Raw genomic sequence first — 25,711 nt, 5'->3', positions numbered from 1 at the left:
GATGCTCCGCTGCGCGCGTCCATCGCACAGATCCGACCGCTCTGTCAGGTAGAACCGTACAGCGAGATCGTACGGCCGAACCTACAATCGGGCGCATGCTCAACTCGGGCCGGCTGCGGCTGCTCAGCCTGCTGGAAACCCTGGGTACCGTCCGCGCGGTCGCCGAGACGATGCATCTGAGCGCCTCGACGGTCTCCCAGCAACTGGCGGTCCTCGAGACCGAGACCCGGTGCCGACTGCTGGAGCGGACCGGGCGGAAGGTGCGGCTGACCCCGGCCGGTCTGCTGCTGGCCCGTCGGGGCCGGGAGATCCTGGACCAGATGGCCGAGGCCGAGGCCGAGTTGCACGCCCTGAACGACGAGCCCATCGGCACCGTACGGCTCGGGGCGTTCCAGAGCGCCATCTACCCCCTCGCGGTCCCGGCGGCGACCCGCCTGGCCACCACCCACCCGCGGCTGCACCTGGAACTGATCGAGCTGGAACCGCATGAGAGCGGACCGGCCCTCCGTTCGGGGGAGGCGGACGTCATCGTCACCACCACCGACTACGTCGGCCTCTCATGGGGCGCGGACCTCGAGATCATTCCCCTGGGAACCGACCCGATCGTGCTGGTCCTGCCACCTGACCACCCCCTCACCGGCCGCACGACGGTGAACCTCGCGGCATGCGCGGAGGAAACGTGGGCGTGTGACCGACCACAGTCGTACATGGCGGATCTGACCGTACGGCTGTGCCGCGAGTCGGGCTTCGAGCCCCGGGTGGCCTGCCGGTTCAGCAACTACCTGATGCTGCTGCAACACGTCGAATCGGGCCGGTCGATCGCCCTGCTGCCCGCCCTCGCCATCACACCGGAGCACGCCGTCGCCACCCGGGAGCTCAGCACACCGGTGCACCGCAACGTCGCCATCGCGGTGCGCCGCGGCACCACGCAGCGCGCGGCGGTGCACGCGGTCGTCGCGGCGCTGCGCGACCACCCCGAACTCCCGGCCCTGTCCGCACCGCACCTGCGCCCCGGCCGGCAACAAGGTGGCTTCGGTGCGTGATATTTTCGGTGCCGCCGTGCGCTGCTGCGAACCGAGGAGGTGAGACCGATCAACGCTGTGACAGGTCGGGCACTCCCTCCCCCGCATGGTCCAGGGAGTGCCCGCGGAAGGCATCCCGAAAGGCTTGAAACGCCATGCGCTTCACCTCTGAGACACCGTCCGACGGTGTCCGCGAACAGCTCTTCACCCTCGATGGGATTCCCGGTGTGCTGTGGACACCGGAAGGTGCTGCCGGTACGCGTCCCCTGATCCTGATGGGGCACGGTGGCGGTCAGCACAAGAAGGCCCCCGACATCCTGGCTCGCGCGCGCCGCTACGTGGCCGAGTGCGGTTTCGCGGTGGTGGCGGTCGACGTACCCGGGCATGGCGACCGTCCGGTGGTCGAGGAATACGACCGGATCGCGACCGAGAACCAGGCACGGGTGGCGGCCGGAGAAGAACTGGCCCCGCTCATCGCCGACTTCCAGGCGCTCGTGGCCCGCCAGACTGTCCCCGAATGGCGGGCGGTCCTGGACGCGGTTCAGCGACTCGGACACGTCGGCGCCGGGCCGGTGGGCTACTGGGGAGTCTCACTGGGGTGCGGACTCGGCGTTCCGTTCGTTGCCGCCGAACCCCGGGTCCGTGCGGCGGTGCTGGGCCTGGGCGGGGCTCTGGCCTCGGCCGGGGACGCCGCACGGATCACCGTCCCGGTGGAGTTCCTGGTGCAGTGGGACGATGAGCGAGTGCCCCGGGCCGAGAGCTTGGCGCTGTTCGACGCCCTGGCCTCGGCCGAGAAGACGCTGCACGCCAACCCCGGCAGGCACGGGGACATCCCGGCCTTCGAGCTGGACAGCGCGCTGCGGTTCTTCGCCCGGCACCTCGGCTGATGGCGCCCCCGGCACAGCCGCGCCGATCGCGGCGCGGCTGTGCCGGGGGGGCTCAGGTGATCCGTGCGTACTCGCGGAACTCCCAGTCGGTGACGTATCGCTGGAACCTGGCCAGCTCATCGCGCTTGAAGGTGAGGAAGGCGTCGACGAAGGGCTTGCCGAGCACATCGGTGAGCTGGTCGTCGGCTTCGAGGGCGTCGAGTGCCTGGCCGAGGCCGGTCGGCAGCGCGGCGGCGGTGCCCCTGTCGTGGCCTTGGCCGGTCATCGGCGCCGGGGGCTCCTGGGCGGCGGCGATGCCCAGGTGGGCCGCGGCGAGCAGACCGCCGATGGCGAGGTAGGGGTTGGCGGTGGCGTCGCCGAGGCGCGCTTCCAGACGGGTGGCGCCGCCGCGCTCGGGCGGGATGCGGACCAGGGCGTTGCGGTTGTCCAGGCCCCAGTTGATCAGCCAGGGAGCCGTCGTGTCCGGGCCGAAGCGCTTGTACGAGTTGACCGTGGGGTTGAGGAGCGCCAAGAGCGCGGGGGCGTGGGCGAGCACTCCGGCCAGGGCGTGGCGAGCCGTGGCGGACAGGCCATAGGCGCCCCGGGGTGCGTCGAAGACGTTGCGGCCGTCCGCGTCGACGAGGGAGAGGTGGAGGTGGAAACCCGAGCCGCCTCCCTCGTTGAACGGCTTGGCCATGAACGTGGCCAACCTGCCCTCCGCATGGGCGAGTTCCTTGATAGCGGCCTTGAAGCGAAAGGCCTGGTCGGCGGCGTCCAGTGCCTCGCAGTGGCTGAGGTTGATTTCGAACTGGCCGCTGTCGAACTCCCGGTTGCCGCCGCTGACGTCGAGCCCGAGGGCGTGCAGCGCGCGGACGGTCCGCAGGAGGTGGCCGTCCGGGTCGCCCATGCGGCCGGTCGTATAGACGTGGCCCGGGGCGGGGGCGTAGCGCCGCCAGCCGACGGGCGAGGCCGGGTCGGGGTCGAGCAGGACGTACTCGAGCTCCGGGCCCACGACCGCGGTCAGGTCCCCGTCGATCAGCAGGCCGATGACCTGACGCAACAGATCCCGCGGCGATTCGGGCACGGGCAGTCCGGTGGCCGGGTCGCGGACGTCGCCGATGCACCCGGCCACGCCCGGTTCCCACGGCAGCGCGACGAGCGTGGTGAGGTCGGGGCGTACGAGGACGTCCGGCATACCCGCTTCGAGACCGCCCGCGATGTGCGAGTGATCGCCCAGTGCGCCCGTGTGATACACGGCGCGGCTGAAGGCGAGCCCGTGGCCGACCGCATGGGGCAGGTGGTGCAGCAGAATGTCCCGGCTGCGGTCGGAGCCCATCATGTCGGGATAGGCGACCCGTACGACGTCGATGCCCTCGGCGGCGAGTGCCTCGGTCCTCTGGCGGACGCGGTCGGCTGTCTCGGCGCTCAATGGTCGCTCCGCAAAAGTTATTTGATGCCAAACGGGAGGCCACACGATACGAGTCGGCCGGGCCGTCCACAAGGGATCGCCACGATGCGGCCAGGGCGCGAACGCCGCCCGGCGTCCGGCGCACCCGGGGCTACATTTGATCGCGAACGAATGACACGGCGGTCCCTGCCGCCCGAAGCCGAGGAGGATGCCATCGTGCCCGGGCGCCGCCGATCCATCACCGAGACCGAACAGGCCGTCCAGGAACGACTCGGCGGCTTCGAGTTGCAGCGCGAACAGATGGCCGCCGTCGCCAATATCCACCGCGCCGCCGCGGCCGTCCGCCAGCACCTGGAGAACTCCGTGCTGCGCCCGCACGATCTGACCTGGACCGGCTTCGTGGTGCTGTGGGTGTTGTGGATCTGGGGCGAGGCCGAGACCTGGTCGGTCGCGGAGGAGGCGGGCGTCTCCAAGGGGACGCTGACCGGGATCGCGCGCACTCTCGAGTCACGCCACCTCGTGGCCCGCGCACCCCACCCCGACGACGGCCGACGCGTCCTGCTCTCGCTGACCCCCGAGGGCGAGGAGCTCATGGAGCGCCTCTTCCCCGCGTTCAACGCCGAGGAGGCGTTCGTCGCCACCCCGCTCAGCGCCGAGGACTGTCTGCGGCTCGCCAACGGGCTGCGCGCCATCGTGGCCCAGCTGGAGGCGCACGGCGAAGAGCGCCGACGGCAGCTGCTCGACGGAAGGGACCTGGCCCCGCGCCGTTCGGGCCGCCGTTCCCGCCAGTGACCACGCCCGGGGGCGACACCCCGGCACGGCGCCCGGCGCGGTATCCCGGCCACCGAGGCCACCACGGCAACCTTGACCCCGCCTCGTGGCAGAGTTAGCTTGTTTGGGGCCAAACAAGCTGGAGGATCGGGACATGCCCCAACAGCCGGACACAGCTGTGCACGAGGCGCGGATCGCCGGCGTCGCCGTCGACACCCGACACTGGATCGGCGGCCGGCGCGTGGCATCCGCCGACACCTTCCCCGACCTCTCGCCGATCGACGGAAGCACCCTCGCCCGCATCGCCCGCGGCGGCCCCACCGAGGCCGAAGCCGCCGTGGCCGCCGCGAAGGCCGCCTTCCCCGGCTGGGCCGCCACTCCCTGGGCCGAGCGCGCCCGCGTCCTCCACGCCATCGCCGACGGGGTGGAAAAGCGCCTCGAAGAGCTGGCGATCGTCGAGACCACCGACAACGGCGCGCTTCTGCGCTCGCACCGCAGGGGTGTGATGCCGCGCGTCGCCCGCAACTTCCGCTTCTTCGCGGACTGGCTGCTGACACTGGGCCACGAGGACTTCACCACGTACACCGGCGGCCCCGCCGCGCCCGGTCACACCAACCACGTCAGCTGGGACCCGGCGGGCCCCTGTGTGCTGATCACCCCGTGGAACGCCCCGCTGATGCTGGCCACGTGGAAGGTCGCCCCGGCCCTGGCCGCCGGGAACACGGTGATTCTCAAGCCCGCAGAATGGTCCCCGCTGACCGCCTCGCTGCTCGCGGACATCGCGGCCGAGGCGAAACTGCCGCCCGGTGTTCTCAATGTCGTCCAGGGCCACGGGGCCGAGGTCGGCGACGACCTCACCTCCCACCCGGACGTCCGCCGGATCAGCTTCACCGGCTCGGTGACGACCGCCCGGAGCATCGCCGCCTCGGCCGCACCGAACCTGACCCCGCTGAGCCTGGAACTCGGCGGCAAATCACCGCTGTTGGTCTTCGCGGACGCGGATCTGGAGCTGGCCGCCGACCTGGCCGTGGAGCAGTTCGACAACGCCGGACAGGTGTGTCTGGCCGCCACCCGCCTCCTCGTCGAGGAGTCGGTCGCGGACGAGTTCACCGAGCGCTTCGTGGCGAAGGCTTCCCGGTTGCGGCAGGGCGATCCACGCGAGGAGGCCACCGACATCGGGCCCACCATCCACCCCCGCCAGACCGAGCGGATCGACGGCTTCGTACGGCGGGCGGTCGCGGCCGGTGCCCGCGTGGTCTTCGGCGGCGGCTCCCACGCCCGGCTCGGCGGTCTGTACTACCGGCCCACGCTCCTCACCGATGTCGCCCAGGACTCGGAGGTCGTCCAGGAGGAGGTCTTCGGCCCGGTCCTGACCCTGCAGACCTTCGTGGACGAGGCGGAGGCGATCCACCTCGCCAATGACACCCGCTTCGGGCTGGCCGCCACCGTCGCCACCGGCGACCACCGGCGTGCCGAGCGGGTCACCGCCCAGCTGGTGGCGGGCACGGTCTGGGTCAACTGCTTCTTCGTACGCGACCTGCGGGCCCCCTTCGGCGGCTCCCGCCTCTCCGGCGTCGGCCGCGAGGGCGGCACCTGGAGCTTCGACTTCTACTGCGATCTGAAGAACCGCGTGATGGCCCCGAAGGGATTCCACGACCATGGGTGAGATCGTCGGGGCGGGCCTGCTCGCCCATGTCCCCACCATCGTGCTCCCGGAGGAGACCCGGCGCGCGCTCAACGACGGCAAGGAGATCACCCTCGTCACCGGCCTCCGCCGGCTCCGCGAGGACGTCTTCGCACGCGACGACTACGACACCGTCGTCGTCCTGGACTCCCACTGGGCCACCACGGTCGAGTTCGTCGTGACGGCCCAGCCGCGGCGTGCCGGGCTGTACACCTCCGAGGAGCTGCCGCGAGGCATGTGCCGGATGCCGTACGACTTCCCCGGCGACCCCGAACTCGCCCACACCATCACGCACTTCGCCGACGCCCACGCCACCTTCATCACCGCGATCGACGACGCCTACCTGCCGATCCAGTACGCCACCGTCAACCTGTGGAAGTTCCTGGGCGAGGGCCTGCCCGGCAAGCGGTGGATGTCGATCGGGGTCTGTCAGACCGGTGACATGGAGGACCACCTCCGGCTGGGCCGGGCGCTCGCCGACGGCGTCGCCGCCACACCCGGCCGCCGCGTCCTCCTGATCGCCTCCGGCGCCCTCTCGCACACCTTCTGGCCGCTGCGCGAGATCCGGGACCACGAGTCCAGCGACCCGCGCCATATCTTCACCCCCGAGGCGAGGGCGGCCGACGAGGAACGCATCGCCTGGTTCAAGGAGGGCCGCCACGACAAGGTCCTCGACACCATGGACACGTTCTGGACGTACCGGCCCGAGGCGAAGTTCTTCCACTACCTGATGATGGCCGGTGCGCTCGGCGACCGGGCGTGTGTCGCCCGGGCCCGCCAGTACGGCGCGTACGAGAACGCCGTCGGCACCGGCCAGGCCCACCTCTGGTTCGCCCGCCCGGCCGACGGCTGGACCGGCGCCGGCTCGCCCGCCTCCGCCACCGTGCCCACCCCGCACCGCCCCGTCTGAGGAGAGCCGGCATGCGCGAGTACCGCCGCATCCTCCTCGACGGCTCCGTGGTGGAGACCGTCCGCGAGGGCGACACTCTCGTCACCGGCGACGGTCGCCGCGTCGCGGCCCGGGAGGCCCGGCATCTGCCGCCCGTGGTCCCCTCCAAGGTGATCGCCGTCCACCTCAACCACCTCAGCCGCGTCGCCGAGTTCCAGAGCCGGCTCCCCGCGGCCCCCACGTACTTCCACAAGCCGACCTCGGCGCTCAACTCCCACCAGGGCGCCGTCGTCCGCCCCGAGGGCTGCAAGTGGCTCAACTACGAGGGCGAGGTCGCCATCGTCATCGGGAAGACCACCCGGAACATCGCGCCTGAGCAGGTGGCGGAGCACATCGCCGGTTACACGATCGCCAATGACTACGGGCTGCACGACTTCCGGGACACCGACGCCGGTTCGATGCTCCGCGTCAAGGGGTCCGACACCCTGTGCCCGCTGGGGCCGGGGCTGGTCACCGACTGGGACTTCCACGGCAAGTACCTGCGCACCTACGTCAACGGCAGGCTGGCGCAGGACGGCTCCACCGACGAGATGAAGTGGGACATGCACTACCTCGTCGCCGACATCGCCCGCACCATCACGCTCTGCCCCGGCGACGTCCTGCTCTCCGGGACACCCGCCAACTCCCGCCCCGTACAGCCCGGCGACGTCGTGGAAGTGGAGGTGGAGGGCCTGGGCCGGCTCACCAACCACATCGTCACCGGCCCGGCCCCGGTCCGCACCGACATCGGCGCGCAGCCCACCGAGTCGGAGGAGGTCCGGTCCACCGCCCTCGGCGGCGACTGGGAGTTCCGCGGCATCCGCCCGCCCAAGCGGCCCTGAATCCAAACTCGTCCCGACCAAGGAGTGGACCATATGGATCTGAACGGCTGGCTCGCCACGGCGCTGGCGTCGAACGCCGATTGGGCGAAGACCTTCGGCCCCTACCAGGCCCATCCGGCGCTGGCGGTCGACGACGACCGGTTCGCCGCCGCGTTCGAGGTCTTCACCGAGCGACTCAAGGACAACTACCCCTTCTTCCACCCCCGTTACGCGGGCCAGATGCTCAAGCCACCGCATCCGGCGGCGGTCGTGGGATACCTCACGGCGATGCTGATCAACCCCAACAACCACGCCCTGGACGGCGGCCCGGCCACCGCCGAGATGGAGCGGGAGGCCGTCCAGCAGCTCGCCACCATGTTCGGCTACGACACCCACCTCGGGCACCTGACCACCAGCGGCACCATCGCCAACCTCGAGGCGCTCTTCGTGGCGCGCGAACTGCACCCCGGCAAGGGCGTCGCCTACAGCACCGAGGCCCATTACACCCACGGCCGGATGTGCGGTGTCCTGGGCGTGGAGGGCCATCCGGTCCCGGTCGACGACCTCGGCCGTATCGATCTCGACGCGCTGGAGAGTCTGCTGCGGACCGGCACCGTCGGCACCGTCGTGCTCACCGCCGGGACCACCGGGCTCGGCGCCGTCGAACCGATCCATGAGGCGCTGGCGCTGCGCGAGCGCTACGGTGTGCGCATCCACGTCGACGCCGCCTACGGCGGTTTCTTCACCCTGCTGGCAGGGGTGGAGGGCCCCGAGGGCCTGCCCGAGGAGCCGTGGCGGGCCATCGCCGAGGCCGATTCGATCGTCGTGGACCCGCATAAACACGGCCTCCAGCCGTACGGCTGCGGCGCCGTCCTGTTCCGTGATCCCTCGGTCGGCCGGTTCTATCTGCACGACTCGCCGTACACGTACTTCACCTCCGAGGAACTGCACCTCGGCGAGATCAGCCTGGAGTGTTCGCGCGCGGGCGCGGCGGCCGCCGCCCTGTGGCTCACCTTCCAGCTGATACCGCCCACGCGCGAGGGGCTGGGGCAGTCGCTCGCGGCGGGCCGGCGCGCGGCACTGCGCTGGGCCGAACTCATCGAGGATTCCGAGCACTTGGAGCTGTACCAAGCCCCGGAACTGGACATCGTCAGCTACTTCCCGGTGACCGAGGCCGCCACGCTGTCGCGGATCGACGCGTCCAGCGCCCGGATTCTGCAGGAGGGGATGGCGGACGGCGACCCCGTCTTCGTGAGCACGCTCCGCCTCGGCGCCGATCGCCTGACGGCCCTCCATCCGAAGCTCGTCCGGGACGCGGACGGTGCGCGCATCCTGCGCAGTGTGCTGATGAAGCCGGAGTCCGAGAGCTACGTCGACCAGCTCCACGCCCGCCTGGAGCGGCTCGCACGTGGATGACGGTCGCCGCCCTGGCCCCCCTCAGCCCATCTGCGCATATCCGCCAGCAGGAGCGTGACGGCATGACCAGCGTCCACGGCTACTTCCCGCCCAAGACCGCCACCGGCGCCTCGGCCCTCATCCCCTCCCCTCCGTGGCACTACTCCGGCGACCTGCTCACCATCGAGTACCGCACCGACCCGGCGCGGGTGCGCGAGCTGCTGCCCGAGCCGTTGGAACCGGCCGCCGAGGATCCGGGAGCGGTCGCGCTGATCTGGGCCGACTGGCAGTCCTGCGCGACCGGCGGGCGGGAGCTGCTGGACCCGGTGCTCTCCCAGTACAAGGAGACCTTCGCGGTCGTCCGCTGTGCGTATCGGGGCCGGACGTACTCCCGCTGTGTCTACATCTGGGTCGACAAGGACTTCGCGATCGCCCGCGGACTGCACCAGGGCTATCCGAAGAAGCTCGGCTCGATCCATCAGACCCGCCCCCATCCGTACGGCCCCGCCCCGCGCATCGAGGCCGGCGCCCGGTTCGGCGCGACCCTCGCCGCGGCCGACCGGCGCCTCGCCCAGGCCGTGGTGACCCTGCGCGAGCCGTCCGAGACCGGCGGCTTCGTCAACGGCCACCCCATGGCCCACCACCGCTGGCTGCCCTCGATCGAGAACGGCAAGGGGCTCGCCCTCGACGAGCTGGTCGAGTCCGGCGCCGCCTCCTTCGAGGGCGGTCGGCCGTGGGTCGGCGACGCCGAGCTGGAGCTGTTCGAGGCGCCCACCGAGGAGCTGGCCCGGCTGGAGATCCACGAGCCGATCGCCGCGTACTACCGCCAGGTCGGCGTGGTCTGGGACGGCGGCCGGCTGCTGGAGTCGGGCGCCTCGGAGGTCCGTTAGAAACCCCGTCTGCGACGATCTCCGCGTGGACTACCCGAACGACCAGGCCCCCGGCGCCCCCGTCCGCTCCGGCATCCCGGAGCACGGCCGCGTGCCCAAGCACTACGCCGTCAAGGCACAGATCGACCGGCTCGTGGACGAGTTGGGAGAGGGCTCCCCCATCCCCACCGAGCGTGATCTCTCCGAGCGGTTCGAGGTCGCCCGGGAGACGGTGCGCCAGGCGCTGCGCGAGCTGGTGCTGGAGGGCAAGCTGCGGCGGCAGGGCCGCGGCACGGTGGTCGCGGGCCCCAAGCTGGCGCAGCCGCTGTCGCTGCCCAGCTACACCGAGGGCGTACGGCGCCAGGGGCGCACCCCGGGCCGTGCGCTGGTCACCCTCGACCGCTTCCCCTGCCCCGACGCACTCGCCGCCGAGACCGGCCTGACCCGCGGCGAGCCCGTCTGGCACCTGGAGCGGGTTCTGCTCGCGGATGACGAGCGGGTCGGCCTGGAGAGCACCTAGCGGGAGCTGCGCGAGCCGCCGGCCCATGGCGACCCCGTGACCGTGCACTTCGCGTCCGGATCGACGCCTGGAAGTCGGCCACCGACAGCTGAGCCCCGGCTCAGGCGGGACGTACCACGTACACAGCGCCCGCGTTCGCGGTGAAGGCCGTGACACCCGGCTCCGGCCGGGTCGTGGGGACGGGCGCGTCCCCGGAGGTCACCCGCACCTCCTTCGCCGTGCGCAGCCGCGCCGGCCCGCCCGCCCGGGCCGTCAGCCGCGCCTCGCCCAGCGCGCCGCCCCGCCAGCTGATGTCCACCTCGAAACCGCCCCGCGCCAGCAGGCCCCGCACACTTCCGTCCGGCAACTGCGACGGGAGGGCGGGCAGCAGATGCAGTTCGTCGTGCTGGCTCTGCAGCAGCCATTCGGTCACTCCGGCGCAGGCGCCGAAGTTGCCGTCGATCTGGAACGGCGGGTGCAGGTCGAAGAGGTTGGGGGCGGTGCGTTCGGGGGTGAGCAGATCGGCGAGCAGTTTGTACGAACGGTCCCCTTCCTGAAGCCGCGCCCAGAAGTTGACCTTCCAGGCGAGCGACCATCCGGTTCCCGCGTCACCGCGCCGCACCAAGGTGGTGCGCGCCGCGGCAAAGAGGTCCGGGGTGCGGGTCCGGCTGATCTGGTTGCTCGGATGCAGCCCGTACAGATGGGAGACATGGCGGTGCTCCTGCTCGGGGGCGCCCGCGTCCCAGTCCTGCTGCCACTCCTGGAGCTGGCCCAGCGCGCCGACCTTCATGGGGGCGAGCCGTCCGCGCGCGGCGAGCACCTGGTCCCGGAAGGCGGCGTCGGTGCCGAGGGTGTCGGCGGCCGAGGCCACGGCGCCGAACAGGTCGCGCAGCAGCTGCATGTCCATCGTCGGCCCGGCGCACAGCGAGCCGCCGCCTCCGCTGTGGTGGGCGTTCTCCGGGGAGACGGAGGGGCAGGTGACCAGCGCGCCCGTGGCCGGGTCGGTCACCAGCGTGTCGAGGAAGAACTGGGCCGCGCCCTTGAGGACGGGGTAGCGCGCCCGCAGTTTCCCCCTGTCGCGCGTGTACCGGTAGTGCTCCCAGATGGCCATGGACATCCAGGCGCCGCCCATGGGCCACATGCCCCAGAAGGCGCCGTCGACGGGGGCCGTGCCACGCCAGGCGTCGGTGTTGTGGTGGGTGACCCAGCCGTCCGCGCCGTACTGGGTGCGCGCCGTCGACCGCCCGGCCACGGCCAGCTCGTCGAGCAGGGCGAAGACCGGCTCCCAGCACTCCAGGAGGTTGGCGGGGGCGGCCGGCCAGTAGTTCATCTCCGTATTGATGTTGATGGTGTACTTCGAGCCCCAGGGCGGGCTCGTCAGGTCGTTCCAGATGCCCTGGAGGGTGGCCGGCTGGGTGCCGGGGCGGGATGCGGCGATGAGCAGATAGCGGCCGTACTGGAAGTGCAGCTCGACCAGTTGCGGATCGCCGCCGGAGGCGAAGCGGGAGACGCGCTCGTCGGTGGGCAGGGCGGACGCGTCGCTGCTGCCCACGTCCAGCGAGGTACGGCGGAACAGCGCGCGGTGATCGTCGACATGGCGGCTGCGCAGCTGTCCGTACGGGCGGCTCGCCGCCGGGTTGAGGTCCGCGGCCGCTTGGCCCGCCGCGTCACCGTTCGCGTTCTCCCAGTTCACATAGGTGGTGCCGATGGCGACCAGGACGGTCGCCGCGTCGGCTCCCCGGACGGTGACGGTCCCGCCCGCGCTGGTGGTGGTGCCGCCCTCGGCGAGCACCCGCACCAGCGCGCGGAACCCCACCGCGCCGTCCACCCCGCCCGTGGCGTCCCCCGTTCCGTCGAGCGCGGCGGTGAGCGGGTCCGGCGAGGACAGGGAGGTACGCAACGGGCTCTCGAACGTGGCACCGAAGGACAGGGCGCCTTGTCTCGACGCGGACAGCCGGACGACGATGACGCGGTCGGGAGCGCTGGCGAACGCCTCGCGGGTGAAGGTCACGCCGTCGCGGGTGTACGTGGTGGTGGCCACCGCCGAGTCCAGGTCCAGCTCCCGCCGGTAGCCGCTCACCGCGCCGCCCGTCGGCAGGCTCAGCAGGAGGCTGCCGACGGTCTGGTACTGCGCCTGGCCGCCGGGCACGCCGAGGAAGTCGGAGTTGATCAGCGTCTCGGCCTCGGGCCACTTTCCGTCGAAGACGAGCTGCCGGATGCGGGCCAGGGCGGCCAGGCCCTTGTGGTTGTCGTAACTGTGCGGCCCGCCCGCCCAGAGGGTGTCCGCGTTGAGCTGCAGCCGCTCGGTCTCCGTGGCCCCGAACACCATCGCGCCGAGCCGCCCGTTGCCCAGCGGCAGGGCGCTCAGCCAGTCGGCGGCGGGCTCGCGGTACCACAGCGCCAGCGGCCGGTCCGCCTTCTCGCGCCCGGCGGCCTCCGCGGCGTGGGCCGTCCCGGCGGGCAGGCCGGCGGCCGCAAGGCCCGTGGTGGTCGTGGCGGCGAGCGCCATGAACTGTCGGCGCGGGACATCAGGGGTCACTGCGACTCCAGGAAGGGGTGAGTGGGGGTCTGCCTCGATCCGGGGTCTGCCTCGACTCCGGGATCCGTCCGGCCGTCCCGGCGGGCCGCTCTCCCGCGGCCCGGGGGTCGGGGGTCGGGGGTCGGGGGTCGGGGGTCGGGGGTCGGGGGTCGGGTCAGCGTCCGTGACCGGTTGTGGCAACGCCCATGGCGTACGTGATGCCACCGAGGAGGTGCTGCCGGAAGGCGGGCTCGGCGTAGGACTCCTTGGTGTGGCCGAGGCCGGTGTAGAAGGCCCGGCCGCCCTTGTACTTCTGGTACCAGCTGATGGGGTGGTCCCCGTTCATGGTGCCGCCGGTGTACGAGGACTCGTCCAGCGCGGCCAGCACGTGCACAGTGGCCGTATCGCGCGGATTGGTGCGGTAGTTGTACCACTCGTCGGTGCGCACCCAGGTGTCCCCGAGGTGGGCCGTCGCCGGGTGGGCATGGTCCTCGACCTTCACCGTGGCCTGCTGGATCGCCGGGTGGGACTGGAACCACGCACCGCACAGCCCGCCGTAGAACGGCCAGTCGTACTCGGTGTCGGCGGCGGCGTGCACCCCCGCGTAGCCGCCGCCCGCCGCGACATAGCCCTCAAAGGCCGTCTGCCCGCCCGTGTCGAGGACGTCGCCGGTGGTGGACAGGAAGACCACCGCGGCGTAGCGGGCGAGGTTGCCGGGGGTGAAGGCGGCGGCGTCCTCGGTGGCGTCGACGGCGAAGCCGCCCTGCGCGCCCAGGTTCGTGATGGCGGCGATGCCGTCGGGGATGGAGTCGTGGCGGAAGCCCGCCGTCTTGGAGAACACCAGCACCCGGCCCGCCCTCGGCCGCCTGCGGGCGGACGTGGCCCAGGCGGGCGCGGACGCCGCGCCGGTGAGCAGCACGGCACCGGCCGCGGCCTTGACCACGGAGCGGCGCTGGGTGGGGGCGGGCAGATCGGGACGTTTCCTGTGCACGGGGAACCTCCGGGGAGAAGTGTGATTCTCAAAGGGGGTTGGGCACAGGCGCGCGCCGTCGCGCCTACGCCGCACAGCTGCGAGCCTCGGTGAGGGGAGGGGCTGCCTCCGTGGGCGTAAGGGGACCGTACCGAGTCGGCCCCACTTTGCAAAGCCCGTTGACAAAAAGCTCTGGCCGGCCATCCGGTCACCGCCTCGTGGGCGCGGGACGGCCCGCCAGCCGGGGTGTGAACGTGGCGTGAAAGATGGTCGACGCGGCGCCGACGGCGGCGGCCTCGCGGCTCAGCACGGACCGTTCGACATCGACCCGGCGCAGCCGTCTGGCGGTCGGGAAGTCGTTGACGATACGGGAGATCTCGGCCGTGTAGAGGTCGGCGACCCCGTCGGTGAAGAACGGCCCACCGAGCACGACCAGGTCGATGTCCAGCAGGTCCACCAGGGACAGGGCGCCCCTGCCGATCGCCCCGGCGACCTGGCGCACGGCCTTCTCGGCGACCGGGTCACCGGACCCGGCCGCCGCGCTCACCACCCGGTGGGCCTCGCGCGGGTCGTGCGCGGCGCGTGGGCCGAGGACCATGCCGAGCCGGGCGGCCGTCTCGGGGATGGACACCGGCGGATTGCACTCGGGCAGGATCTCCGGTCTGCCGTCCGCGTCGACCCGTTCCAGGGCGACGGCGCACAGCTGGCCGAACTCCCCCGCGTTGGCGCTGACTCCGCGGTGGATGTCGCCGCCCAGGAACAGCCCGGCGCCGACCCCGGTGCCGAGGTACAGATACACGAAGTCGCGGGCGCGCCGGTTGCGCCCGATCCACCGCTCCCCGATGGCCGCGGCCGAGGAGTCCTTCTCCATCACGATGGGACACGGGAAGCGGTCCTTGAGCATGTACAGCAACGGCACATCCCGCCACACCGACAGCAGCGGCGGGTCGAGGACGGTACCGGAGGCCACGTCGACGGGTCCTGGGGTGGCCACGCCGATGCCGAGGAATCCCCCGGGCCGCACCGCGCCACCGGCGGCGGACAGGACCCCGCGGCCCAGCCGGGCGATGTGGTCGACGAGCTGGTCCGGGCTCGCGGTCTGCGCGACGGGTTCCGTACGGCTGCGCACGATGGCGCCGTCGAGGTCGACCACGACCGCCGTCAGCACCTCGGGGTCGACATGGATGCCCAGCGCGTGCCCGGCGTCACCGCGCAGCCGCACCGGGGTGCGCGGCTTGCCGGAGGTGGCCTGCCGCCGATCGTCCTCGACCAGGATGCCGCGGTGCAGCAGCGAGCGGGAGATCCGGGAGACCGACTGCTGGGTGAGGCCGGTGCGGTGCGAGATCTCGCCGCGGGTGATGGTCCCGGCCAGCCGTACCGCCTCGATGACCACGCACTCGTTGAAGGAGCCGAGGTCGATCTGGTTCGCGCCGCCCCAGGACTCCCGGCGCTGCTCGCCACCGGCCCGGGAGGCGCCGGCGAAGTGGGTGGCGATGGGCTCCCGGAGCCAGCGCACGGGCTGCCGCTCGCGGCCGGTGCCCGGCAGGTCCGCGTAGCGCGTGAGGGCGGCGGCCAGGTCGAGGTAGACGCGGTGCGAGGACTCCGGGTGCCGGGTGCAGTCCAGGCCGACCATGGCCCGCAGGAAGGTGCGCCAGGTGGTGCGCACCGGAAGGGCGTGGTGGACCACCCCGCCCCGGGCACACCGCTGGGACGACGGCCCGCCCTCCCCTGTGTCCCACAGGGTGATGGCGTGCAGCGAGGCGCCGGGGTGGCGGCGCCGGGCCTCGGCCAGGTATCCGGCGAGCCGGTCCTGGCCACGCCGCTCCCCCGGCGCCGGGGACGGCGGGACCTTCAGCGCGGCCTCCACCGCCGCGTCGACGGCGGCGATGACATCGGCACCGGGAGAGGCGCCCGGCGAGGCGCCGTGGCCCCTCTCGTGGGCGGCCGGGCGGGTGCCGACGAGCAGCAGCGCCCGGTGGGTGTCCAGGTACAGGCCGAGCACCCACACCTCGGCCTGCGGGAGCGGGGGGCGGGTGGGCACGGCGGGGACGGTGGCGTTGCCGGGCGTGACCCGCCAGCGCTGGCGGATCGCGGCGACGGCCGCGTGGCTGTAGCCGAGTTCGCGGGCGACCGCGCGGGAGGCGCCGCCGCCGTCGGGCGCCAGCACCGTACGGGTGATGACCTCGGCCTCGTCGATGATGCTGGGCCGCCCGGGCCGTGGGCGCTCCCGCAGGCCCGCCACGCCGGAGGCGTCGAAGCGCTGCCGCCAGTTGCCCACCGTCTGCCGGGAGACCTCGAGCCGCCGGGCGATCTCGGCGTTGCGCAGCCCCTGGGCGGCGAGCAGGACGACGGCGGCGCGGACCGCGCGCGAACCGCCCTCCGCCACCCAGTGCTGCAGCAGCCTGCGGTCCTCCTCGGGCAGTCCCGAGGCGTCCTGGTGCGGCGGGTTCACGACGCCCCGCGCGCCAGCCGGAGGGTCAGGATCTGGAACGGGCGCAGGTTCAGGTCCACCACGCCCTGAGTGTGGGCCAGTTCGTCCGTGGGGTTCTCCATCAGGTCGGTGACCTGGACGCGTTCGACGGTGAATCCGGCGGCCAGAGTGGTGCGGACCCGGCCGCCTCGCGACTCGTAGAGGCGGATCACGACGTCGCCTGAGCGGTCGTCGGCGAGCTTGACCGCCTCCACCACGATGCCCGGATCGCCCACCGCGACCAGCGGCGGTCCGGTGAGCCGGGGCGCGGCGGGGCGCAGCGGGAGGCTGAACGCGTATCCCCCGGCCACGGCGTCGCCGGTGCCGGCGCCGGGGTACAGCGCGTAGCGGAAGCGGTGCCGGCCCCGGTCGGCGTGCGGGTCGGGGCTGTGGGGGCCGCGCAGCAGGGTGAGCCGGAGGGTCGTGGTCGTTCCGCCGTCCTCGCGGGTGAGGCGGCTGACGTCGTGCCCGTAGGTGGAGTCGGTGAGCAGGGCCGCGCCCCAGCCGTGTTCGCCGATGTGGATCCAGCGGTGCGCCCATGCCTCGAAGCGGGCGGCGTCCCAGCTGGTGTTCTCGTGAGTGGGCCGCTCGACATGGCCGAACTGGATCTCGGACGCGACGCGTTCGGCGTGCACGTCCAGCGGCCAGGCGGCCTTGAGGACGGTGTCCTCCTCCCGCCAGTCGATGTCCGTGTCGACCTCCAGGATCCGGCTGCCCGCGGCCAGGCTGAGGCGCTGCACGACGACGGACCGGCCGGTGGTGCGCTCCACGCGGACACAGGCCAGCAGCGGGCCCTCGTCGTCGAGCCGGACGGCGGTCGCGATGTCCAGGTCGCGGTGGACGTTGCGGTACTGGGCGTCCAGGTTCCAGGCGCTCCAGCGCACCGGATCGTCGGGGTGGAGCTGCAGCAGGTTTCCGGCGCCGCCGGGCGCGATGGCCTCCCTGCCGCGGTCGTGGTCGTACGCGGAGCGGACGAGCCCATCCCTGTCGATATGGACCGTCAGCGCACCGTTGTCCAGGACGTATCCGCCCGCGTCGGCGGGACGGGCGGTGACCGGCGGCTGGTCGGCGGCGCCGGTGCCGGTGCCGAGGACGGCGGCGCCGAGCGCGGGGGCCTGAGCGAGCACGGCGTACCGGCCGTCGGACAGCTTCTGCACCGGGCCGCCGGCGGCGGGCGGCGTATCCAGGCGGACCACCTCGCGCCGCGCGTGAGGGGCGGCGTTGAGGACGGCGAGTGATTCCGTGGTGTCCGGGGTGCCCGCGGCGCGGGCCACGATCCGCTCCAGGCCGCGGTGGATGGCGCGGTAGGTCTGCTCGGCCTGCTGGTGGACCCAGGAGATGGAGGTGCCGGGGAGGATGTCGTGGAACTGGTGGAGCAGCACCTGCTTCCACAGCGCGTCGAGCGTCTCGTACGGATAGGGCTCGCCGGTGCGGACGGCGGCGGTCGCCGCCCACAGCTCGGCCTCGCGCAGCAGGGCCTCGCTGCGCCGGTTGCCGCGCTTGGTGCGGGCCTGGCTGGTGTAGGTGCCGCGGTGGGTCTCCAGATACAGCTCGCCGCGCCACACGGGCGCGTCGGGGTACTCCTCGCGGGCCTCGCGGAAGAAGTCCGACGGCGACTGGACGCTGACCCGCGGGGAGCCTTCGAGATCGGCCAGGCGCCGGGCCTTCTCCAGCATCTCGCGGGTGGGCCCGCCCCCGCCGTCGCCGAAGCCGAAGGGGGCCAGGGAGCGGGTGCCCGCGCCCTTCTCCGCGTACGTGGCGACGGCGTGGGCCAGCTCGGCGCCGGACAGGGTGGCGTTGTAGGTGTCCACGGGCGGGAAGTGGGTGAAGATCCGGGTGCCGTCGATCCCCTCCCACCAGAAGGTGTGGTGGGGCAGCTTGTTGGTCTCGTTCCAGGACAGCTTCTGGGTGAGGAACCAGCGGGCGCCCGCGAGCGCGGCCAGCTGCGGGTAGGCGGCGGTGTAGCCGAAGGAGTCGGGAAGCCAGACGCCGTCGGTCTCCACGCCGAGCTCCTGGGCGAAGAAGCGGCGGCCGTGGACCAGCTGACGCGCCAGGGCCTCGCCGCCGGGCAGATTGCCGTCGGCCTCGACCCACATGCCGCCGACCGGCGCCCAGTTGCCGTCGGCCACCGCCTTCTTGATCCGCTCGAAGACATACGGCTGGTGGTCGCGCATCCAGGCGTAACTCTGCGCGGAGGAGCAGGCGAAGACCAGCTCCGGGTACTCCTCGGCCAGCGAGGCCATGGTGGAGAACGTCCGGGCGCACTTGCGCACGGTCTCGCGCAGCGGCCACAGCCAGGCGGAGTCGATATGGGCGTGTCCCACGGCGGCGATGGTGTGCGCGGAGTCGTGGGCGCGCCGGTCCAGGACCGGACGCAGGATCGCGCGGGCCGCCGCGGCGCCCGCGGCGACGCGGCGCGGGGGCACGCTGTCCACGGCCCGCTGGAGTGCGCGCAGGATCTCGTGGCGGCGCGGCAGTCCGAGGGGCAGTTCGCGCATCAGCTCGTCCAGCACCTCCATGTCGTGGAGGAGCTGCCAGACGTCCTCCTCGCGGACCACGAGGTCGGCACGGCGCAGGCGGTACAGGTCTTCCTCGCCCGCGGTGAGCCGGTTCCCGTAGTGGGTGCCGATGCCCGCGCTGCCGACGATGGGCGGGTTGGCGGCGGCCTCGACGAGCAGGCACACGCTCTCGCCGCCGACGACGTGGGGGGTCAGCGGCACCGAGCGGTTGTGGGGGTGCAGGCCCTGCAGCGGGGTGCCGTCGGCGTCGTGGACCAGGCCCTCGGCCTGGCCTCCGGGGCCGCGGGAGAGATCGAAGCCGAGGTCGAACAGGGCCTCCACCCGGCGGCCCGCCCACCGTTCGGGGACCGTCGCGGTGGCGCGGAACCAGGTGGTCGACCATGGATCGCCCCAGCCGTCACCGGTGACGAACGGCCGGTACTCGGCGCGCAGCGCGTCGGCCACCGGCACCGGCTCCCCCGGGATGTGCCAGGCGGCGACCTCCAGCGGGACGTGGTCGCCGTACAGCGCCGGGCGCAGGCGCTCGGCGATGAACTTCGCGATGCGCTCTTCCACGGCGTGGCGGTCGTCGTGCATGGTCGGCCCTTCCTCCTGCCTGCCTTCCGGGAAAGTGCGCGTGCCGTTTATGTAAAACCATGTGTGTTATCACGTCAACGCTTCGGCCCAATTACCGTCCCGTTGCCGTGAACAGCGCCTGCGACCTGCGGATTTACTCAGTAAAAGAAGCGGCCCGACGCCCTGTCAGGAGGAAAATAAGCGGCCTCCCATCGACTGTGTCAGATAAGAGAATTGACACCGGGTACAGAAATGCGGCGGGGAGGAGTCGGCGTTCCCCTCCCCGCCGCGTGGGCCGTCCGGCGGTTCCCCTCGGGACCTCCGGCGCGGCCCTGCTCGGTCCCGGCTCAGCCGGTGGTGAAGGTGAAGTCGTCCAGGTCGAAGAGGTTGCCCTGGCCGGTGACGCCCTTGAAGACGAAGGAGAGCGTCGTCGTCCCCGAGGGGGCGCCGCCGAGCGTGGCGCTCACGTCCTGGAAGTTCTCCCAGCCGCCGGTGGCGGGCACGGTCGCGGTCCCCAGCAGCGTCCCGGTGGGGCCGCCCGCGCGGACCTCGATGGTGCCGCCGGGTCCGCCGGAGGAGATGCGGGCGGTCAGCTTGGTGGCGTTGTTCAGGAGGTACGGCTTGAAGGAGATCCAGTCGCCGTTGTCGGTGAAGCCGACCGTCTTGCCGCCGTGCGCGGTGGAGTGGCTCGCCTGCTCGATGCCCTGGAACGCGGTGTAGTGCTCGGCCTGGCGGTGCTTCGGCTGAGCGACATGCTGGGTGTGGGTGGTCAGCGCGGGCTGGCCGCCCGCTCCCTTGTCGGTGTATTCGGCGTCGAAGACCCCGAAGATATTGGCGTTCTCGTCGTGTTCTCCGTCCGCCAGCGTCTGCAGGGTGCCCTCACAGCCGGTGGCCGAGGTGATGGGGTGGGCGTGGCTGTCGTGCCCGAGCAGATGGGTGATCTTCACCTTGGCGCAGTCGATGGTGCTGTCCTCCGGGTCGCTGACCTTGATCCGGAAGGGCACCTTGTCGCCGAAGGTGAACAGCTGGCCGTCGCCGGGCAGTTCCAGGGTGACCGTCGGCGCGGTGTTGCCGACGGTGATGTGGACGCTCGCCGTGCCGGTCAGGCCGCCGGGGTCCCGGGCGGTCAGGGTGGCGGTGTAGGTGCCGTTGGCGGTGTAGGTGTGCGCCGGGTTGGCTTCGGCGGACTTCCCGCCGTCGCCGAAGTCCCAGCTGTAGCTGATGGCGTCGCCGTCGGGGTCGCTGCTGCCGGACGAGGAGAACTTCACCTGGAGCGGGGCCTTGCCCGAGGTCCGATCGGCCGCCGCCTGGGCGACCGGCGCCCGGCCGCCGACGACGTTCTCGATGCGGTACAGCGCCGAGTTGGCGTCACCCGCGCCCCATCCGGTGCCGTAGTCCAGGACGTACAGCGCGCCGTCCGGGCCGAAGGCCATGTCCATCACCTGGGTGCCGGTCCAGGGGAAGGCGTTGATGGAGCTGACCGTGCCGTCCGCGCCCTGGTCGATCCGCTTGATCCACTTGCGGCCGAACTCCCCCGCGAAGAAGTCGCCGTCGTACTCCTGCGGGAACTTCACCGGCGAGTTGAGATTGGCGTCGTAGCGGTAGACCGGTCCGGCCATCGGGGACTCCGAGCCGGAGCCGAACTCGGGCACCGACCCGCCGTCGTAGGGAATCCAGGCGGCCTGGGCCGGGGGCAGATCGGTGAGGCCGGTGTTGTTCGGCGAGGTGTTCTTCGGCGCGGCGCAGTTGAAGGCGGAGCCGGAGGTGCCGGTGGCGAAGTCGTAGTCGATGTACGGCTGGTTCTTGCCGACGCAGTAGGGCCAGCCGAAGTTGCCGGCCTTGGTGACCCGGGCGAACTCCACCATGCCCTGCGGGCCGCGGGTGGAGCTGGCGTTGCCCGCGTCGGGCCCGTAGTCGCCCACGTAGACCACGCCGGTGGCCTTGTCGACGCTCATCCGGAACGGGTTGCGGAATCCCATCGCGTAGATCTCGGGGCGGGTCTTGGCGGTGCCGGGGGCGAAGAGGTTGCCCGCCGGGATGTCGTACGAACCGTCCGCCTTGACCTTGATGCGCAGGATCTTGCCGCGCAGGTCGTTGGTGTTGCCCGCGCTGCGCTGGGCATCGAAGGCCGGATTGCGGCTCGCCCGCTCGTCGATGGGGGTGTAGCCGTCGGAGGCGAAGGGGTTGGAGTCGTCGCCGGTCGACAGATACAGATTGCCCTGTGCGTCGAAGTCGATGTCGCCGCCGACGTGGCAGCACATGCCGCGGGAGGTCTTCACCTCCAGCACGGTCTTCTCGCTGGCCCGGTCCAGGGTGCCGTCGGTCTTGAGCACGAACCGGGAGAGCCGGTTGACGCCGTCGAACTTGGTGAAGTCCGCGGTCGTGCCGTTCTCCGGGGCGTCACCGCCCGGGGTGTTCAGCGGCGGCGCGTAGTAGAGGTAGATGAAGCGGTTGGCGCTGAAGCCCGGGTCGACCCCCACGCCCTGCAGCCCCTCCTCGTCATGGCTGTACACCGGCAGGGTGCCGGCGACCTTGGTGGTGCCCGCGGCGTCGGTGAGCCGCAGGGTGCCGTCGCGCGAGGTGTGCAGCACCGAGCGGTCGGGCAACACGGCCAGCGACATCGGCTCACCCGTCTCGGCCACCCCCTTGGCGAGGGTGACCTGCTGGAACACGGGGGCGGCGGCAGTCCGGTCGGGGTCGGGCCCGGCCTCCGCCGCCGGAGCGGTGAGCGTCAGGGTGGCTCCGGTGAGCAGTGTTCCGGCGAACAGCGCGAGGGATCTGCGCAGTCCGAGGCGTTTCCTGTGCACGAAGGTCCTCCGTATGCAGTGGGGATACTCGCGGAAGTGCTGAGCACAGGCGCGCGCCGTCGCGCCGCGGTACGGGCCTTCGGCAGGGTGGAGGGGACCCTTGTGCCCGTACTCGACACCGCCCTAGCCGTGGCCCGCCGACGGGGACAGTTCGCCCACGAAGGGCACGGACTCGGGACGGGAACATGTGGTGCCGACCGGGAGCGAGGTCCGCTCCCGGGCGGCGTCGAGCAGGGTGAGCATGACGTCCAGGACATGCCGGGCGAGCTCGGCGGAGGCCCGGTGCGGGCGGCCCGCCTCCAGCGCCCGCGCCAGGTCGGCCAGGCCGTACCCCCGGGCGGAGCCCGCGTATCCGGCCGACGGCGGCAGTGGCTCCCAGACGCCACCGCGCCAGAGCTCCACGGGGCCGTCGAAGGTGTTGGGATCCGGCACCGACAGCGAGCCCTCGCTGCCGTGCACTTCGATGCGCGGCAGCCGGGCCGCGTGCACATCGAAGCTCATCAGCAGCGTGGTGAGCGCGCCGCCCCGATGCTCCAGGACGCCGGTGACATGGGTGTCCACCTCGACGGCGAAGCGCTCGCCCGCGCGCGGCCCGCTGCCGATCTCCCGCTGGGCCCGCGGCCGGGACGCCGCCCCGGTGACCCGGACCACCGGGCCCAGCAGGTGCACCAGGGCGGACAGATAGTACGGGCCCATGTCCAGCAGCGGCCCGCCGCCGGGCCGGTAGTAGAACTCCGGGTCCGGATGCCACGCCTCGTGCCCGGCGGTCGTCATGAAGGCGGTGGCCGCGACCGGTGTGCCGATGAGCCCGTCGTCCACGGCCTTGCGCGCGGTCTGGGTGCCCGGGCCGAGCACCGTGTCCGGCGCGCAGCCGACCCGCAGCCCGGCCCGCTGTGCCGCGCCCATGATGGCGTCGGCCTCCTCGCGGGTGGCGGACAGCGGCTTCTCGCCGTACACATGTCTGCCCGCGGCGAGCGCGGCCAGCGCCACCTCGGCGTGCGCCGCCGGGATGGTCAGGTTCAGTACGGCATCGACGTCCTCCCGCGCCACCAGCTCCTCGGCCGACGCGGCGACGGCGACGCCCGGCGCGCTGGAGGCGGCGGACTTGACGCCCTCGGCGGCAGACTCGGCGCTGCGGGCAGCGGCCTCGGCGCTCTTCGCGGCGGCCTCCGCGCGGGCCCGGTTCAGGTCGGTCACGGCGGTCAGGCGCAGTCCCGGCAGGCGCGGCAGCGTGTCCAGATAGGCCCGGCTGATCTTTCCCGCCCCGACCAGCCCTATCCTCAGCGGCTCGCCCACAGCGGTCCCCTCTCGGTCAGCGCCCGCGCCCCGGGCGGGGTGGCGCTCGTCGCGTTCGGTCTCACGGCCTCTGCACGCTCCCATCGGTGGTCCGCAGCAGGGCCCAGCGGTCGTGGGCCAGGGGCTCGGGGGCGGGATAGCGGCGCGCGGCGCTCTCGTCGAAGTCGACGCCCAGCCCCGAGGCCTCCCGCGGCTCCATCGCCCCCAGGCGCGGCACGATCGTTCCGGGGAAGACCTCCAGAACCGCCTCGCGGAAGGTCGCCGCCTCCTGGACGCCGAAGGCGGGGCTGGAGATGTCGAGGGCAACGGTGGCCGCCTGCGCGAGCGGGCTGACGTCGCCCGGCCCGTGCGGGGCGAGCCGGACGCCGTGCAGTTCGCAGGCGGCGGCGAGCTTACGGGCCGGGGTGAGGCCGCCGAGGGTGGGGATCCGGATCCGCGCGAAGTCGATCACCGGTCCGGCCAGCAGCGGCAGGAACTGGGTGGGGTCGCTGAACAGCTCGCCCATCGCGAGGGGTACCGGGGACGCGGCGCGCAGCCGCGCGAAGTGCGCGGCGTCCTCCGGGGCGAGCACATCCTCCACGAAGTACAGCCCGGCATCGGCCACCCGGCGCAGGAACTCCATGGCCTGGCGCGGGTCGAGGCGCTCATGCGCGTCGTGCAGCAACTCGACGTCGTCGCCGGCCAGTTCGCGGGTGCGGCGCAGCACCGGGGGCACCGCGCGCAGATAGGCGGCGCTGTCCCAGCGGCCGGAGCGGTCGTGGCGGGCCCGCGCCTCCGCGGCGCCGGCGGGCGCGGCGCCGTAGGTGTCGGAGCCGGGGACGGCGGTCTGGACGCGGACGTGTCCGAAGCCCCGTTCGCGCGCGGCGGCGACCTTGTCGGCGAGCTCTTCGGCGTCCCGGCCGTCCACGTGGGTGTAGGCGGCGGCGCGGTGCCGGAAGCGACCGCCGAGGAGGGCGTACAGCGGGGCGCCGAGCCGCTTGGCCTTCAGGTCCCACAGGGCGACGTCGACGCCGCCGAGGGCGTTGCCGGTGATCGAACCGCCGCGCCAATAGGCGCTGTTGAGGACCAGGCGGTGCAGGTCCTCGATGTCGCCGGGGTCGCGGCCGCGCAGCAGTGGCGCGAGGTAGTCGTCGATCACACTGCGGACGGCCAGGGTGCGTTGAGGGTCGCAGGCACACCCGAGGCCGTACAGCCCGGGGTCGTTGGTCTCGATCCGCACGATGAGGTACGGGCAGCCCTGTGGGGCCGTCAGGAACGTGCGTACGGCGGTGATGCGGAGCTTGTCGCCGCGCTCTGCCACCCAGGGGGCCTGGGCCAGCGGGGGGTGCGGCTCATGGGGTGCGGACATGCGCTCCCATTCCGGTAGCCGAATGGCAATCGTCCATTCGAACGTAAAGAGGATTCAGGAGCGGTGTCAATGACCGTACCGGGATACGGTCCGGCCCGGGGTGCGCGGCGGCGTGCGGGACTCAGTGCTCGCCGAGGCGCTTCAGTAGGGTCCGCAACGAGTGGGCCGCCTCGGTGACATGGGCGGCGATCTCGCCCAGCCGGGCGTCGTCCATCCGGCTGCGCGGCGCCGAGCAGCTGATCGCGTCGCCGCCGCCGTGCCCGGTACCGAGCGCGACCGCCACACAGCGGATGTCCACCGAGCTCTCGCCCTCGTCCTCCGCCCAGCCGCGCTTGCGGGCGTCGGCGAGCTGGGCGAGCAGCTCGTCCGGGTCGGTGACGGTGCTCGGAGTCAGCGCCGTCAACGGCCAGTTGAGCCGGCGCTGGATCTCGGCCGCGTCGTACTGGGACAGGATCGCCTTGCCGAGCGCGGTGGCATGCGCGGGCAGCCGGCGGCCGACCGCGGAGTACATCCGCAAGGCATGGCGGGATTCGCGTTTGGCCAGGTATATGACGTCCGTATCGTCCAGCCGGCCGAGGTGGACGGCCTCGCCGGTCTCCTCGGCCAGCAGGTCGAGCACGGGCCCGGCGATCCCGGCGAGGTCGTCGCTCTCCAGATAGGCGGTGCCGGACAGCAGCGCCTTGAGGCCGAGGCGGTACAGCGTTCCCGACGGGTCCGTCTCCACCCAGCGGCGGGACTCCATGGTGCGTAGCACGGCGTGCAGACTGCTCTTGGGCACGGCCAGGGTGCTCGCCATGTCGGCGAGTGAGAGCCGGGCGCCCTCGGCACCCAGGAGTTCGAGCACTTCCAGGACGCGCGCTGCGGACTTGACGTCCTCGTGACGCCGGACCCGCGCTGCTCCCGACACCGATTCCACGCCAGCCTCCGCTCCCCGGCCCGGCGCCCCGCTGGCCCCGGTTGCCGAC

16 protein-coding genes and 2 pseudogenes are annotated in these 25,711 nt (G+C 72.4%); 9 read left to right on the top strand and 9 right to left on the bottom strand.

The genetic code is table 11. The annotated features are described in order from the left end of the window. The first annotated feature begins 95 nt into the window (after window positions 1–95). Together ACFYOY_RS21235 and ACFYOY_RS21230 are read left to right on the top strand one after the other, a co-directional pair. Window positions 96–1,043 carry a LysR substrate-binding domain-containing protein gene (locus ACFYOY_RS21235; RefSeq protein ID WP_388588793.1) on the top strand — a complete coding sequence of 316 codons (948 nt, stop codon included), beginning with the start codon at window positions 96–98 and terminating at the stop codon, window positions 1,041–1,043. Window positions 1,044–1,177: 134 nt separating this feature from the next. Then, window positions 1,178–1,909, top strand: a complete 732-nt coding sequence (locus ACFYOY_RS21230; protein ID WP_351893806.1) for an alpha/beta hydrolase — start codon at window positions 1,178–1,180, stop codon at window positions 1,907–1,909. A gap of 52 nt (window positions 1,910–1,961) precedes the next feature. Here ACFYOY_RS21230 and ACFYOY_RS21225 read toward each other — a convergent pair whose 3' ends face one another. Next, window positions 1,962–3,317 carry a glutamine synthetase family protein gene (locus tag ACFYOY_RS21225; RefSeq protein ID WP_351893804.1) on the bottom strand — a complete coding sequence of 452 codons (1,356 nt, stop codon included), beginning with the start codon at window positions 3,315–3,317 and terminating at the stop codon, window positions 1,962–1,964. 195 nt (window positions 3,318–3,512) lie between these two features. Between ACFYOY_RS21225 and ACFYOY_RS21220 the strand changes: the two genes are divergently transcribed. The 7 genes and pseudogenes from ACFYOY_RS21220 to ACFYOY_RS21190 form a co-directional block, all read left to right on the top strand. Beyond that, the gene (locus ACFYOY_RS21220; RefSeq protein WP_351894030.1) at window positions 3,513–4,088 is read left to right on the top strand and encodes a MarR family transcriptional regulator; all 576 of its coding nucleotides are present in this window, start codon (window positions 3,513–3,515) and stop codon (window positions 4,086–4,088) included. Between the two features lie 133 nt (window positions 4,089–4,221). Continuing rightward, entirely contained in the window at window positions 4,222–5,733 is a 1,512-nt protein-coding gene (locus ACFYOY_RS21215) for an aldehyde dehydrogenase (RefSeq protein WP_351893800.1), read from the top strand. Beyond that, on the top strand, window positions 5,726–6,661 hold the full coding sequence (locus ACFYOY_RS21210; RefSeq protein ID WP_351893797.1) for a catechol 1,2-dioxygenase: 936 nt from the start codon (window positions 5,726–5,728) through the stop codon (window positions 6,659–6,661). The genes ACFYOY_RS21215 and ACFYOY_RS21210 overlap by 8 nt, the downstream gene beginning before the upstream one ends. Before the next feature lie 11 nt (window positions 6,662–6,672). After that, window positions 6,673–7,521, top strand: a complete 849-nt coding sequence (locus tag ACFYOY_RS21205; RefSeq protein ID WP_388588788.1) for a fumarylacetoacetate hydrolase family protein — start codon at window positions 6,673–6,675, stop codon at window positions 7,519–7,521. Window positions 7,522–7,554: 33 nt separating this feature from the next. Continuing rightward, window positions 7,555–8,916, top strand: a complete 1,362-nt coding sequence (locus ACFYOY_RS21200; RefSeq protein WP_388588785.1) for a pyridoxal phosphate-dependent decarboxylase family protein — start codon at window positions 7,555–7,557, stop codon at window positions 8,914–8,916. Window positions 8,917–8,978: 62 nt separating this feature from the next. Then, the gene (locus ACFYOY_RS21195) at window positions 8,979–9,785 is read left to right on the top strand and encodes an acetoacetate decarboxylase family protein (RefSeq protein ID WP_388588782.1); all 807 of its coding nucleotides are present in this window, start codon (window positions 8,979–8,981) and stop codon (window positions 9,783–9,785) included. A gap of 25 nt (window positions 9,786–9,810) precedes the next feature. Next, window positions 9,811–10,281, top strand: a pseudogene (locus ACFYOY_RS21190) (GntR family transcriptional regulator); the annotation flags it as partial. Window positions 10,282–10,384: 103 nt separating this feature from the next. Here ACFYOY_RS21190 and ACFYOY_RS21185 read toward each other — a convergent pair. From ACFYOY_RS21185 to ACFYOY_RS21150, 8 genes and pseudogenes are all read right to left on the bottom strand, one after another. Beyond that, window positions 10,385–12,772: a glycoside hydrolase N-terminal domain-containing protein gene (locus ACFYOY_RS21185; protein WP_388588884.1), complete on the bottom strand. Its 2,388-nt coding sequence runs from the start codon at window positions 12,770–12,772 to the stop codon at window positions 10,385–10,387. 211 nt (window positions 12,773–12,983) lie between these two features. Further along, a pseudogene (locus ACFYOY_RS21180) lies at window positions 12,984–13,751 on the bottom strand (ThuA domain-containing protein); the annotation flags it as partial. 208 nt (window positions 13,752–13,959) lie between these two features. Beyond that, window positions 13,960–16,203 carry an ROK family protein gene (locus ACFYOY_RS21175; RefSeq protein ID WP_351893780.1) on the bottom strand — a complete coding sequence of 748 codons (2,244 nt, stop codon included), beginning with the start codon at window positions 16,201–16,203 and terminating at the stop codon, window positions 13,960–13,962. Next, window positions 16,200–19,316 carry an alpha-mannosidase gene (locus tag ACFYOY_RS21170; RefSeq protein ID WP_388588779.1) on the bottom strand — a complete coding sequence of 1,039 codons (3,117 nt, stop codon included), beginning with the start codon at window positions 19,314–19,316 and terminating at the stop codon, window positions 16,200–16,202. The genes ACFYOY_RS21175 and ACFYOY_RS21170 overlap by 4 nt, the downstream gene beginning before the upstream one ends. Window positions 19,317–19,642: 326 nt before the next feature. Further along, window positions 19,643–22,102, bottom strand: coding sequence for a PQQ-dependent sugar dehydrogenase (locus ACFYOY_RS21165; RefSeq protein ID WP_388588776.1), 2,460 nt, complete (start codon window positions 22,100–22,102; stop codon window positions 19,643–19,645). A 123-nt stretch (window positions 22,103–22,225) separates the two neighbouring features. After that, on the bottom strand, window positions 22,226–23,398 hold the full coding sequence (locus tag ACFYOY_RS21160) for a Gfo/Idh/MocA family protein (RefSeq protein WP_388588773.1): 1,173 nt from the start codon (window positions 23,396–23,398) through the stop codon (window positions 22,226–22,228). Window positions 23,399–23,459: 61 nt separating this feature from the next. Beyond that, window positions 23,460–24,746, bottom strand: a complete 1,287-nt coding sequence (locus ACFYOY_RS21155; RefSeq protein WP_388588770.1) for an enolase C-terminal domain-like protein — start codon at window positions 24,744–24,746, stop codon at window positions 23,460–23,462. Between the two features lie 121 nt (window positions 24,747–24,867). After that, window positions 24,868–25,662 carry an IclR family transcriptional regulator gene (locus tag ACFYOY_RS21150; RefSeq protein ID WP_388588767.1) on the bottom strand — a complete coding sequence of 265 codons (795 nt, stop codon included), beginning with the start codon at window positions 25,660–25,662 and terminating at the stop codon, window positions 24,868–24,870. Window positions 25,663–25,711: the final 49 nt, after the last annotated feature.

This window comes from Streptomyces sp. NPDC007875 (genome assembly GCF_042868035.1).
In the GTDB taxonomy this organism is placed as follows: domain Bacteria; phylum Actinomycetota; class Actinomycetes; order Streptomycetales; family Streptomycetaceae; genus Streptomyces; species Streptomyces antimycoticus.
This window is presented reverse-complemented; position numbering and strand designations above follow the sequence as displayed.

Excerpts from the sequence above, each read along its gene's own strand:
- ACFYOY_RS21215 (WP_351893800.1), top strand. The coding sequence starts at position 4,222 with ATGCCCCAACAGCCGGACACAGCTGTGCACGAGGCGCGGATCGCCGGC.
- ACFYOY_RS21170 (WP_388588779.1), bottom strand. The coding sequence starts at position 19,316 with ATGCACGACGACCGCCACGCCGTGGAAGAGCGCATCGCGAAGTTCATC.
- ACFYOY_RS21195 (WP_388588782.1), top strand. The coding sequence starts at position 8,979 with ATGACCAGCGTCCACGGCTACTTCCCGCCCAAGACCGCCACCGGCGCC.
- ACFYOY_RS21205 (WP_388588788.1), top strand. The coding sequence starts at position 6,673 with ATGCGCGAGTACCGCCGCATCCTCCTCGACGGCTCCGTGGTGGAGACC.
- ACFYOY_RS21235 (WP_388588793.1), top strand. The coding sequence starts at position 96 with ATGCTCAACTCGGGCCGGCTGCGGCTGCTCAGCCTGCTGGAAACCCTG.
- ACFYOY_RS21185 (WP_388588884.1), bottom strand. The coding sequence starts at position 12,772 with ATGGCGCTCGCCGCCACGACCACCACGGGCCTTGCGGCCGCCGGCCTG.
- ACFYOY_RS21210 (WP_351893797.1), top strand. The coding sequence starts at position 5,726 with ATGGGTGAGATCGTCGGGGCGGGCCTGCTCGCCCATGTCCCCACCATC.
- ACFYOY_RS21200 (WP_388588785.1), top strand. The coding sequence starts at position 7,555 with ATGGATCTGAACGGCTGGCTCGCCACGGCGCTGGCGTCGAACGCCGAT.
- ACFYOY_RS21155 (WP_388588770.1), bottom strand. The coding sequence starts at position 24,746 with ATGTCCGCACCCCATGAGCCGCACCCCCCGCTGGCCCAGGCCCCCTGG.
- ACFYOY_RS21230 (WP_351893806.1), top strand. The coding sequence starts at position 1,178 with ATGCGCTTCACCTCTGAGACACCGTCCGACGGTGTCCGCGAACAGCTC.